The following is a 12,314-nucleotide window of genomic DNA, read 5'->3' as shown; positions in this document are numbered from 1 at the left end:
CCTTCATGACCACCTGCGCCGAAGACCTGCCGGGGACTCCCCTCCCCTCCGCGGCCCATGCAGCGCCGCCGGAGCGGTTGACGGAGACCCTGCGCGTGTTGCCGCCCGTGGTGCCGCCGGCGGCGCCGGCGGCAGCCGGCACTCCGCGCCCCCGGGTCCGGCGTTTGAGCGTCGAGGATTATGTGGAAGGCGTCCGCCGGGGCGACCGCACCATCCTCGCGCGGGCCATTACGCTTATCGAAAGCTCCGCCCCGGCCCACCAAACCCTCGCGCAAGCCGTGTTGCGCCAGCTCTTGCCCCACACCGGCAAGGCCCGGCGCATCGGCATCACCGGCGCTCCCGGCGTGGGCAAAAGCACCTTTATCGAGGCCTTCGGCTGTTATTTGTGCCGCCAGGGCCTCCAGGTGGCCGTGCTGGCCGTGGACCCCTCCAGCAACCGCGCCGGCGGCAGCATCCTCGGCGACAAAACCCGCATGGAACAGCTCTGCCGCCAGCCCAAAGCCTTCATCCGCCCTTCGCCCTCCGGCAAAACCTTGGGCGGCGTCGCCCGCAAAACCCGCGAAACCATGCTCCTCTGCGAAGCCGCAGGCTTTGACGTCGTGCTCGTGGAAACCGTGGGCGTGGGCCAGAGCGAGGTGGCCGTCCGCTCCATGGTGGATTTTTTCCTGCTCCTGCTGCTGCCGGGCGCGGGCGACGAGCTCCAGGGCATCAAAAAGGGCATCGTGGAAAATGCCGATGCGGTCCTCGTCACCAAGGCCGACGGCCCCCTCCGCCAGCGCGCCGAACAAACCCGCCAGGAATACGCCACCGCCCTGCATTACCTGGCCCCGGCCACCCCGCCGTGGAAAACCCCCGTGGCCGCCTGCTCGGCCTTGACCGGCGAGGGCATCCCCGCCGTCTGGGACATGATTCAGAATTTTTACGCGCTGCTCGAGCCCGCCGGCATCCTCCGGCAATTGCGGCAGGAGCAGTCCCGCCAGTGGCTCGCGGACCTCATCCGCGAAGAATTGGAGGCCCGCTTTTACCGCCTCCCCGGCATGGCCGCCGCCCGCGCGCGGCTCGAAGCCGCCCTGTTGCGCGGCGAAATCACCGCCCCCCAGGCGGCCCAGGAACTTTTGGCGCTGGCCGAGGCCCCCGCAGGCCGCAGCACGGCGCCATCCTCCCCATCCCATGGAAAGAACGAGCACTATGATTAAGAAAATTGACCATCTCGGCATCGCGGTCAAAAACCTCGATGAAGTGGTGAACTACTACGAAAAAGCCCTCGGCCTCAAATGCGAAAAACGCGAGGAAGTGGCCTCCCAAAAAGTCCGCGTGGCCTTCTTCAGCGTCGGCGAGGTCCACATTGAATTGCTGGAGCCTACCGACCCCGAAAGCCCCATCGCCAAGTTTCTGGAAAAAAATCCCAACGGCGGCATCCACCATGTCGCCTTTGGCACCGACAACATCGAAGCCCAGTTGCAACAGGCCGCCGCCGCCGGCTGCAAGCTCATCCACGAAAAACCGTTTGAAGGCGCCGCCAACAAGCTGGTGGCCTTCCTCCATCCCAAATCCACCTATGGCGTGCTGACCGAGTTTTGCATGCCCAAAAACAATGGGGGCGGTGGCTGCTGCTGCAGCTCACACTAACCTTCCTCTCCTCTTGACCTATGCCTATTGACCCCAAATTGCTCAAAAACCTGGCCCACCGCCGCGCCGTCGCCCGCGCCGCCGGCGGTAACGACAAACTCGAAGCCCGCCGCGCCAAGGGCCTCATGACCGCCCGCGACCGCGTGGAGGCCCTCTTCCAACCCGGCACCTTCCTCGAAATGGGCCAGCACGCCCAGCACGATTGCCACAACTTCGGCATGGACGGCAAACCCATGCCCGGCGACGGCGTCATCACCGGCGTCGGACTCGTGGACGGCCGGCCCGTGGCCGTCTTCAGCCAGGACTTCACCGTCGGCGGCGGCGCCCTCGGGCGCATCCACTCCCGCAAAATCAGCGACATGATGGAATACGCCCTCCGCTGCGGCATGCCCGTGGTGGGCTTCAACGACTCCGGCGGCGCCCGCATCCAGGAGGGCGTGGAATCCCTCGCCGGCTACGGCCAGGTCTTCTTCCGCAACGTCCTCCTCTCCGGCGTGGTGCCCCAAATCGCCGTCATCGCCGGCCCCTGCGCGGGCGGCGCGGCCTACTCCCCCGCCTTGATGGACTTCCTCATCATGGTCCGCAAAACCGCCAACATGTTCATCTGCGGGCCGGAAGTCATCAAGGCCGCCACCGGCCAGAAGGCCGACCTGGCCGATTTCGCCACGGCCGAGGCCCATGCCGCCGTCAGCGGCAACATCCATTTCATCGCCGAAAACGACGCCCATGCCGTCGAGCTGGTGCGCAAGCTGCTCTCCTACCTCCCCCCCAACAACCTCATGGACCCGCCCCACCATCCCACGCCGGTGGTGGACATGACCCCCGACCCCGGGATGAACGACCTGGTCCCCTCCGACCCCAAGCAGGCCTACAACGTCCTCGACGTCATCACCCGCCTGGTGGATGCCGGCGATTTCTTTGAAGTCGCCAAAGAGTTCGCCAAAAACATCGTGGTCGGCTTTGCCCGCATCCAGGGCATTGTGGTCGGCATTGTGGCCAACCAGCCCATGGTCAAGGCCGGCACCCTGGACATTGACTCCTCCGACAAGGCCGCCCGCTTCATCCGCTTCTGCAACGTCTTCAACATCCCGCTCGTGACCCTCGTGGACGTGCCCGGCTTCCTCCCCGGCCTCCAACAGGAACGCGGCGGCATCATCCGCCACGGCGCCAAGATGCTCTTCGCCTACGCCTCGGCCACCGTGCCCAAAATCACCGTCATCATGCGCAAGGCCTACGGCGGCGCCTACCTCGCCATGTGCAGCCAGGACATGGGCGCCGATTTCGTGTACGCCTGGCCCACCGCCGAAATTGCGGTCATGGGCGCCGAAGGCGCGGTCAAGGTCCTCTACAAAAAGGAAATCGCCGCCGCCCCGGACCCCAAGGCCAAAGAAGCCGAGCTCCAGGCCGAATATCGCGACAAATTCTGCTCGCCTTACGAGGCGGCCTCCAAGGCCATGATTACCGACGTCATTGAACCGGCCGAAACCCGCGCCGCGGTGGCCATGGCCCTCCGCAACACCCTGAGCAAGCGCGAAACCCGGCCGCCCAAAAAACACGGCACCATTCCGCTCTAACCCTCAATTCCGGCTGGCACATCATGCGCCTCTGGCCCATGATGTGCCCCGGTACGGTTTCATCTTATGCAACTGAGTTGCGAACATTGCCTGTGGTGGCAGCACGAGGAGGCCGGTGTCAAAATCGGCCCCGAGGTCAAATACAACTACGGCCGCTGCCATCGGTTTCCCCCGCGCGCCGCGGCCTTCCCGCTCGTGCGCGCCGACACCTTCTGCGGCGAATTCACGCCGCGCACCTACGCCTCCGTCGCCCGGCTGGCAGGCGCCCAGCTCACCACCGGCGCCGGCGATGACACCCCGGTGGCCCCGCCGTTGCGCAGCAGCGCCAGCCGCGACCTGATTGATGCGGAAATCGCCGCCACCATCGCCGCCGCCGTGGCCATGGTTATTGACGGCCCCCACCGCATCGTCGAAGTGGAACCCGTCCGCACCCCGGCCTTTGGCCCGTGGCCGCTGGGCGCCGTGCTCAACACCTGGGCCATCGAAGGCCGCGTGCAGCACTTTGCCTCGCACCGCATTCGCTGAAACTAACCAAACCCCAACCCCCAACCCCTTTCTTGTTGCATGACCAAACGATTGCTCATCACCATTGACGGCAAACAATACGATGTGCTGGTGGAAGTCCTCGACGACGCCGGACGCCAGGCCGTGCCTGCCCCGGCACCCGCCGCCCACGCCGCCCCGCCCCCGCCGCCACCACCACCGCCTCCGCCTCCCCCCGCTCCAGCCCCTGCCCCGGTAGCCGCTCCTGCCGGCGCCAGCGCCGGTCCGGGCGACATCCCCAGCCCCCTCACCGGGCGCGTCGTGGCCATCAACGTGCAGGTGGGCCAAACCGTCAAAGCTGGCGACTGCGTCCTCGTGCTGGAAGCCATGAAGATGAACACCAACGTCTTCGCCCCTCGCGACGGTGTGGTCAAGGCCATCAAAGTGGCCGTCGGCGATGCCGCCGAAGAGGGCCAGCCCCTGTTGACGCTGGAATAACCTCTCCCTAATCAAACTCCTTGTCTCTCAGGGACGGCTCCCACGCCGTCCCTTTTCGCTTTGTCCCAAAGTGAGCGGGCGCGCTCCTTTCCTCCGCGCATTCCATCACTCAGCTACTTCTGCTTTCTGTGAAATCTTCCCGCCAATCGTCCTCCCTTAAAAGGCAAGCTAACTTGAACTGGCCCCACCCTCACGCGCCTCCGGGCGTTTGTCTCATTTCCGGAGCAATCGCTTGACCTCCTCTTCCACCAGCGGACTGGCCAGAATTGCCTGCTGAATGGCATGTAAGATATTGCCGGAAAGATCGCGCTTCGGGACGATTTCCTTGCGTCTCATTTTCGCCACCAATTCGGCCAGAGATTTGCGTACGACAAAATTGCCATCCACGATGGATGGTTTGGTAAGCTCCTCGTAGTCCGCGGGAGAAATGCGAACGGTTGTTCCCGGCAAATTAGCCCCTCGTCGCTCCACTTTTTCAACTTGCGAGGAAATCACCGTTAACACCAGCACTTGGTCTTCAAGCGGTTGGACATTGACCACAATGAAATAATGAGGTTCTCCTGAAGTGAGGTGGCGATCCACGAAGTAATAAACACTCCCGGGGCGAAGCGTTAGCTTTATTTCCCAGGGCGCCTCCTCGTCCATGCCGCCTCCCCTTACCTCCACTTGGCCTCAAAATGGAAAGCTTCCTCGAGCATCTCTCTACGCCATTCCCGTTCTTCGTCGCTCAACGCAAAACACGGCTCAACCCCCTCAGGCGGGTCCTCTAAAAAATCATCGTAGGCCATCATTGCCCGGGTGGTCTCTCCCGATTTCAGCGCCGTCTCATGTTTTCGCCATTCGGGATATTCATGGGTCAAATCCGCCAGCCGGAAACCATCTGCGGCCCCAAACTTTTGCCAGGCATATTCCAAGGCTTCCAAATCCGATTGCGAGAAGACACGGGTTTCCACTTCGTCAATGGATTCCAAAGCGTGGACATCTTCCCGGCAGGGACGGATAAAACGCCCGGAGTATTGCTTTTCCAGCTCACCCAGAAATTCGCTTTGCTCCGCCAAGTCCTTGGTCCCAGAGGGCACAGGCCCGTAATTCATGGCCAGGTACCGATCGTTGGTGAGGGCACGCCCGTATTTTCGCAAGTGATAGCGATCGGCAAAAAAAACAAGTTTTAGGGCTTTAAGCTTGTTGATCCGGCCACCGCTCTTGCGCGCAAAAAAATTGAGTGCCTGTGTCGCCTTGCGATATGCAAATGCCAAATTCATATCACCACTTTCATAGTACTCTAATTCTTTCGGCAAAGAAAGACCTTTATGAAGCGAGGCGGAACAACCGGTGTTTGGCCTCAAGGCCCGGCCAGTCGTTCCCCACCCCACGCCAGCGGCAGCACGCGCAGCACCCCGTAGGCCTCCAGCGGCACAAACCAGCCGCTTTGCAGATTGCCATCGGCGTATTCAACCATCGGGGAAAAGCAGCCCTGCACGCGGCTCTGCGCCACCAGGCGCAAGGCGTTGGCCGCCTCCACCACTGAAATCTGCCCCTGCGACTGCACGCCCAGCCACGCCCCAAGTGAAACAAGCTTCTCCGGGTACCCGCTGAAACTCAACCGGCCCCACTCCTGCCATTTGCCCTGGTCATCCAGCCGCCATCCCAGCAACGCCGTGCTGTTTTGGGTGGCCTCGTATTTCCCCTCCAGATAAAACACCCCTCCCTGATGCACCAACGGTTGCTGGGCCTGCTCCGGCAGCGGCAGCGAGGCCACCAGATGAAATTGCGTGCCGTCATACGCGCCCGCGTCCACATATTGCCGGTAGTCAGTCACCCCCTGCGCATTGTAATGTGGGCCTGTCGTATAAACCATATTCCCGCCATGCGAGACCCCCAGCAACGTCCCCGGCACATTCACCGGCGCGCGCACCACCGGCTCCAACGGGTCCGTAAAGTCCACCACCGAGAGAAAATGCTTTTGCTCCACCCGCCACGCATACGGCACCGGCTCGCCCACCGGATAATCCAGCGGCACCACCACCGGCTCCGGCGCCATCTGTGCGCCGTGGCTGATGAAGATGCAATTGCCCTGCCCCACCGGACGGCTGAACTGCAACCAGCCGTTGGTGCTCAAGTCCACCGTTGAGACCCACTTGACGGGCGCGCCGGCGCCCCCCACTTCAAAAGCCACCATTTCCCCGCCGCCGCTGCCGTACACCGGCCCGGGCCAGAACCCAAAGCGGCCCAGCGTCACCGGCCCATCCCACAAAACCGGCATGAGGTAATAATAGGGCAACGGCTGCGTGTTCACCCACACCAGCAACCCGTTCTCCAGCCACAACGGCTCCCATTGCTGGCCATACGCCGCCCGGCCATGATTGCCCTCATACACCCCCAACACCCGAAGCTGCGGCAACGCCGACACATCAATGACACTGAGTTTGAAATTGCGTTCCTCCCCCGAAGCCGCCGGCGGCACATAAGCCCACCGCCACCCATACCCACCCCCCGGCGTTTGCAACACATACAGCCGCCCCTCGCGCAGCGTCGCGCCAGCCACCGGCCACTCGCCCAGCCGTAACATGTTAAGCGCTTGGTCCGGCTCCGCCTGCGTGGACACCCGCAACGCCGGTTGATTCGCCTGCTCCCACCCGTAGTAATTCCGGCAGTCGAACAGTTGCAACAGATGCGCCCCCGCCACCCACACCCGGGAAACCGGCCACGAAAGCTCCAGCGTGGCCGTCACCCGCGGCTGGTCCCGGTCCGCCGCATCCACCGTAATCAGCTCCCAGCCCGAAATGGACAGGATGCGCTCCTTATACAGCGCCGACCGCCGCGGCTGCATTTGATGCTCAATCACCCCGCGCAGCACCAGGTTGGTGGCCTGCAAATCAATCAACTGCACCCGCTGCGCATAACCATTCGAGAGGTATCCCCCATAAGGCACCATTACCAGCCCTGCTGTCGGCAACACCGTAAAGGCTTTTTCATCCAGATTCGCCTCGCTCCACGAACCATGCTCGCCCAGCAACACTTTGTTGAACAACCGCGGCCGCGCCGGATTGCTCACATCAAACAATGACACCGCCACCCGGTTGTTCTCCCATCCCACCGCCACCAGCCGCTCGCCCAGCGGCTCAATATACGTGGACCACCCCGGCACCTCCAGCTCCCCCGCGATGCGCGGCCGGGCCGGATCCGACAAATCCACCACCCACAACGGATCCACCTGGAAGAAAGTCACCACATACGCCCGCGTGCCATCAAACCGCGTCGCGTGCAGGGACTCGTTATAGCCCAGCACCACCTCCCCCAGCTTGGCCGCGGCAATCGGGCCCGCGCTGCGCGGGTCCGGCAGCCGCCACGTCTCCAGGCGTGTGCGCATCCGGTTGGTGGCGGTGGGCGTCCAATCCTCAGCCACCGTCGTCAGAATCCCTGCATGATGATATATCTTGAACTTGTCCTTGATGTGCCCCGCGGGCTGCAGGGTCACATACTCCTGCATCTGGCCATTGGGCGCCGTGATGTCCACCACGTGCAACACCGACCGCTGGTAATTCTCCCGGCTGCGATGGGCCACAAACAGGAAAGTCTCCGTCGCCGTCACCACATCATCGCTCTGGCCGGCATACCAGAGCTGGTTGCGCCTCACCGGTTGCGCCGGATTGGCCAGGTCAAAAGATTCCACCATCGTCCCATATTCCCACTGCGTATTGGTGGTGCCCGTCACCGGCCGATACACCGAGCTCGACACATACAGCGCACTCCCCACCAGCCGGCTTTCCTGCAAGCGCCCGGCCACCGCCACCGTCGCCACCACGGCGGGCTTTTCCCCCGCCACATTGACCACCACCACCCGCCCGCTCTGGTAATTGCCGCTCTCGCAAGTCTCGCGCGCCAGCAGGACGGCGTACGTATCATTCAACACATACATCTGCTCCCCCACCGCCGGCATGGATAACGTGCCCCGCATGACCGGCTGGTCTGGGTTGCCAATGTCCACCACCTGCAATCCGCGATTTTGATTGAAGTAATACAAGGTATGGCCGCGGATTTTCCATATATCCGATTCCACCACCTCCCGCGGCTGGCTCCCCGTATCCATGTCGCCCGGATTCCGCACCTCAATCCCACCCATGCCCGTGCTGGTGTAAATCATCGGGCCGCCATAGGTGTTCACCTCCGTGGCCGCCGGCCCGGCGAAGCTCGTCTGGCCGGTGTAAAAGTTCTCCGGCAACACCGGCTGCGGACGCGCCTTCACCCGCAACATTTCCAGCGTCTTGGCAAACGGCAGGGAAACCAACACCTTCCCCCCGCTGCCATCCGTCCGCACCACCGCCCGCGGCTCCCAGTTGCCACGGCCAAAGCGAGCGCGGCCCTCCACCGTGATTTCACGTAAGCCAACCGGCACCTGCACTTCCACCAGCACATTGGTGCGCGTGGGTTGAATGCCCGTGATAACGGGCACCGGCGGTACAGCCATTGCCAGGCTGGCCAGGAGAAATACCATCCCTCCCGCCCAAGGGGTGATACACCCAAAGCGGTTGCGCAGTTTCATAAACAGTTGCGGCTAATTGATTGAGTCTCCAATAGTTAATAAACGCCCTTCCGCCTTGCCTGTCAAGCAGCCCCGCCCCCGGCGCGCCCCCCCTCACATAATTTTCCTTTTTGCCACCCGCTGCTGTTTCACTATCTTGGGGCATGAGTTTTAAACTGGTGCGCATTCCGTCATTGAAGACGGTGAACGAATTCCGCCAACACCTGGCCGCCTTGAGCCTGAATCTGCCCTGCGACGACTCGATTCTCACCGGCGCCGCTTCGCCCCTGGCCGCCCCCGCCTCCGCCGTCTCCATCAACGGTAAAACCATCGGCAATCGCATCGCCATCTCCCCCATGGAAGGCTGGGACGGCACCCCCGAAGGCCTGCCCACTGCCGACACCCTCCGCCGCTGGGAACGTTTCGGCCAGAGCGGTGCCAAGCTCATTTTCGGCGGCGAGGCCATGGCCGTCCGCCCCGATGGCCGGGCCAACCCCAACCAGATCATGATCCGCCCCCAAACCCTTCACGGCCTGCGGCAACTGCGCGAAACCCTCCTGCGCGCCCACGCCGCCCAGTTTGGCTCCACGGAGGATTTGGTCATCGGTTTTCAGCTCACTCACTCCGGACGTTTCTGCCGCCCCCACAACATGAAACAATGGGAGCCGCGCGTGGCCTTCCGTCATCCCCTGCTGGACCGCCGCTTCGGTGTGCACTCCGATGCGCAAGTGCTCTCCGATGCTGACGTCGAAGAGCTGATTCAGGCCTACGTCACCGCCGCGCAGGTGGCGGCCGAGGCCGGCGCAGACTTTGTGGACATCAAACACTGTCACGGCTACCTCCTCCACGAGTTTCTCGGCGCCCACACCCGCCCCGGCAAATACGGCGGCAGCTTCGAGAATCGCACCCGCATCTTGCGCGAAATCATCCACGGCATCCGCGCCAGCGGCAATCCAGTGGATATTGCCGTCCGGCTGAGCGCCTTCGACTTCGTGCCTTTTAAACCCGACCCCGCCCAAACCACCCCCGGCAAATTAGGCCCCGGCATCCCCGAAGATTTCTCCGGCTGTCTCCCTTACCTCTATGCCTTTGGGGTGAACCCCAGCCATCCGGTGGAATATGACCTCACCGAGCCGCTCCAATTTGTGGATTTGTGCGCCGAGCTGGGCGTGAAAATCCTCAACGTCAGCGCCGGCTCCCCCTATTACAACCCCCACATCCAGCGCCCCGCCGCCTATCCCCCCAGCGATGGCTACCAACCCGCCTACGACCCCTTGGTGGACGTGGCCCGCCAAATCACCGTCACCCGCCTCCTCAAAGCCCGCGCCCCCCAAAACATGCTCATTGTCGGCTCAGCCTACAGTTACCTCCAGGAATACCTGCCCCACGTCGCCCAGGCCGTCGTCCGGCAGGGCTGGACCGATTTCGTGGGCATTGGCCGCGCCGTCCTCAGCTACCCTTCCATGCTCGCCGATGCGCTCCGCTCCGGCCAGTTGCAAACCCGTTTCATCTGCCGCACCTTCAGCGACTGCACCACCGCCCCGCGCAATGGCATGATCAGTGGCTGCTACCCCCTGGACAAGTATTACACCAGCAAACCCGAATTCCAGCAACTCAAGGCCATCAAACGCCAGTTTGCCGCCGCCTGACTTGTTTTGCCATCGCCCCGCGCGTATATTGAACCCGGATTTCGGGAAGGCGGAGAATCGCTCCCGGCCTGCGCGCCGGGGGAGGAAAGTCCGAACTCCACAGAGCACGATGCCGCGTAACCCACCTGCCTTCGGGCCTGCGGGATACACGCGGGCAGCGGCCGTCAAGGGCCGCTGACGGACAGTGCCACAGAAAACAAACCGCCTCCGGGGCAACCCGGCGGCAAGGGTGAAAAGGTGCGGTAAGAGCGCACCGCGCCAAGCGCAAGCAAGGCGGCACGGAAAACCCCATCGGGAGCAAGGCCAAATAGGGGACCGCGGAGTGGCTCGCTCCAGTCCCGCCCCCAAGGCGGGCCGGTCCCGGGTATGGGCCGCTTAGAGAAATGATTCTCTCCCTCCGCCAGGAGGCAGACAGAATTCGGCTTACAGCCTTTCCGAAATCCCTGGGGGAAGGGGCGGAACCCACCCCCTTTTACTCCTCGCGCAAGGAAGCCAGCACAATCTCAAAGGCGCGCAAACACGAGGTAAAGCCCTGCTCCCGCGCCGTAAGCGTAATCACGAGCAGATGGTCCTCCCGCACCATCAAACATATCCTCCGCTGCATCTTCACGCTGTTGCCCACCATCTCAAAAGTGTCAAATACATGCGAACGGCAGGGCGCCCCCACCCACGCATAATCTTCCACCACTTCCCGCCGCTCCTCCGCTCGCGCAATCTGGTCACGCACTTCCTTGAAATTCACTTCCCTCTCCGGCAACGGCAGGCGGCGAATCTCAATCAAACCAGCGTATTCCGCCGATTGCAGCAGCACCGCTCCGCTTTTATCCTCCAGCCCAAGACGCCAGCCCGCCGGCACGATGAAGGAGCTGCGCTCTTTGCCCTGCACCATCGCCGCCGCCTTCAACGAGCCGCGCTCAGGCACCTCACGCGTCACCGACACCAGTTGCACCGGCGGCTCGGCCGCAAACACCACCAGGCCGCTGAGCATCACCCCCGCCAATGCTCCGCGACCCCAGGCATGCGTATTGCGCCAGCCCATCATGCTCTTATCAGCTAGAAACCACCCGAACCTCAGAACTACGAACAACACTTCCAAGCAATTGCGGTGCCATCCTGAAAATGAAAAAGACCGGGTTGCCCGCCCGGCCTTTGGTGCGAGAGCAATGGCTCCGCTTCGCTCGTCACTCCGCCCGCAAGGAGGACATCAGCGACGAAACCAGCAGTTGCGCCTGGTTAAACTTGCCAATCGGCGCCGTCAAATTGAACACCAGCGAATATTCTTCGAGCTTCAGAATGAAAGTGCGCGTTTGAATTTGCAAATCATCCTTCTCCCCCATCCGCGCATCAAACACCGTCGCCTCTCCCAGTCCCGTCGTCCAGGGATATTCCTCCTCAATTTCCACCCGCGGCGCGCTGGGAGCCAGCTTGTCCTTCATCTCTTTGCTCAAGGTGGCGCCGCTCTTGACCGCCTTCACGCTTAACGTCGCAGAGAAATCGCCCGCTTGCAACAGCACCCCTTCGGCAGATTGTCCCACCCGCCAGTTCTTCGGCAGAATCAAGGAAACTCGCTTCTCCCCCGCCGGAATCTCCACGGCGCTCACCTGCCCCCGCTCTGGAATCATGCGATTCGTCAGGCGGAACGTCGGCGCATCGCTCGCCCACGCTGAGATTCCCAGGAATCCAGCGCAAAGCATCAGCATCGCCGTTATGTGTTTTTGCAGGTTCACAACTTCTATCGTTAATTGCCAGCCAACCGTAACAAAAGCCATTGTAGCACCTGCCATGCCAGAAGCAAAAAAGAGAACTTTACTTGCGCTCTCTTTATATAAACATCTTGGCCACAATCCCTTGCTCCAATTCTAAACCGTCGGCATCAACCATCCATGGCCTCCCATTTATGAGAGGAAGGGGCTCTGCCGTGATAAAAAACCGTAAATGTTAAAAAAGTTCTTGCGTCCT

General features: G+C 62.4%; 11 protein-coding genes and 1 other RNA gene. 7 read left to right on the top strand and 5 right to left on the bottom strand.

Annotation, left to right across the window (positions count from 1 at the left end):
* The first annotated feature begins 5 nt into the window (after window positions 1–5).
* The 5 genes from meaB (at window position 6) to NXS98_RS16745 (ending at window position 4,184) form a co-directional block, all read left to right on the top strand.
* Window positions 6–1,196 carry a methylmalonyl Co-A mutase-associated GTPase MeaB gene (gene meaB / locus NXS98_RS16765; RefSeq protein WP_283846207.1) on the top strand — a complete coding sequence of 397 codons (1,191 nt, stop codon included), beginning with the start codon at window positions 6–8 and terminating at the stop codon, window positions 1,194–1,196.
* The gene (gene mce, locus NXS98_RS16760; RefSeq protein WP_283846206.1) at window positions 1,189–1,629 is read left to right on the top strand and encodes a methylmalonyl-CoA epimerase; all 441 of its coding nucleotides are present in this window, start codon (window positions 1,189–1,191) and stop codon (window positions 1,627–1,629) included. The genes meaB and mce overlap by 8 nt, the downstream gene beginning before the upstream one ends.
* 20 nt (window positions 1,630–1,649) lie before the next feature.
* The gene (locus NXS98_RS16755) at window positions 1,650–3,203 is read left to right on the top strand and encodes an acyl-CoA carboxylase subunit beta (protein ID WP_283846205.1); all 1,554 of its coding nucleotides are present in this window, start codon (window positions 1,650–1,652) and stop codon (window positions 3,201–3,203) included.
* A 66-nt stretch (window positions 3,204–3,269) separates the two neighbouring features.
* Window positions 3,270–3,728: a hypothetical protein gene (locus NXS98_RS16750; protein WP_283846204.1), complete on the top strand. Its 459-nt coding sequence runs from the start codon at window positions 3,270–3,272 to the stop codon at window positions 3,726–3,728.
* Between the two features lie 39 nt (window positions 3,729–3,767).
* On the top strand, window positions 3,768–4,184 hold the full coding sequence (locus tag NXS98_RS16745; protein WP_283846203.1) for an acyl-CoA carboxylase biotin carboxyl carrier protein subunit: 417 nt from the start codon (window positions 3,768–3,770) through the stop codon (window positions 4,182–4,184).
* A gap of 213 nt (window positions 4,185–4,397) precedes the next feature.
* On the opposite strand, the gene NXS98_RS16740 is transcribed toward NXS98_RS16745, so the two are convergent.
* From NXS98_RS16740 to NXS98_RS16730, 3 genes are read right to left on the bottom strand one after another with little or no spacing between them, the layout of a single operon-like run.
* Window positions 4,398–4,829: a hypothetical protein gene (locus NXS98_RS16740; RefSeq protein WP_283846202.1), complete on the bottom strand. Its 432-nt coding sequence runs from the start codon at window positions 4,827–4,829 to the stop codon at window positions 4,398–4,400.
* Window positions 4,830–4,840: 11 nt separating this feature from the next.
* Entirely contained in the window at window positions 4,841–5,482 is a 642-nt protein-coding gene (locus NXS98_RS16735; RefSeq protein ID WP_283846201.1) for a Panacea domain-containing protein, read from the bottom strand.
* A gap of 44 nt (window positions 5,483–5,526) precedes the next feature.
* Window positions 5,527–8,727, bottom strand: a complete 3,201-nt coding sequence (locus tag NXS98_RS16730) for a beta-propeller domain-containing protein (RefSeq protein WP_283846200.1) — start codon at window positions 8,725–8,727, stop codon at window positions 5,527–5,529.
* Window positions 8,728–8,870: 143 nt separating this feature from the next.
* On the opposite strand from NXS98_RS16730, the gene NXS98_RS16725 reads away from it, so the two are divergent.
* Together NXS98_RS16725 and rnpB are read left to right on the top strand one after the other, a co-directional pair.
* Window positions 8,871–10,355 carry an oxidoreductase gene (locus NXS98_RS16725; protein WP_283846199.1) on the top strand — a complete coding sequence of 495 codons (1,485 nt, stop codon included), beginning with the start codon at window positions 8,871–8,873 and terminating at the stop codon, window positions 10,353–10,355.
* A 41-nt stretch (window positions 10,356–10,396) separates the two neighbouring features.
* Window positions 10,397–10,797, top strand: an RNA gene (gene rnpB / locus NXS98_RS16720) — RNase P RNA component class A.
* 30 nt (window positions 10,798–10,827) lie between these two features.
* Here rnpB and NXS98_RS16715 read toward each other — a convergent pair.
* On the bottom strand, window positions 10,828–11,397 hold the full coding sequence (locus NXS98_RS16715) for a hypothetical protein (protein ID WP_283846198.1): 570 nt from the start codon (window positions 11,395–11,397) through the stop codon (window positions 10,828–10,830).
* 139 nt (window positions 11,398–11,536) lie between these two features.
* Entirely contained in the window at window positions 11,537–12,082 is a 546-nt protein-coding gene (locus tag NXS98_RS16710) for a hypothetical protein (RefSeq protein ID WP_283846197.1), read from the bottom strand.
* Window positions 12,083–12,314: the final 232 nt, after the last annotated feature.

The organism is Fontisphaera persica (genome assembly GCF_024832785.1).
GTDB lineage: Bacteria > Verrucomicrobiota > Verrucomicrobiia > Limisphaerales > Fontisphaeraceae > Fontisphaera > Fontisphaera persica.
Note: the sequence above shows the minus strand (reverse complement) of the source record. Positions and strands in the feature narration are given on the sequence as shown.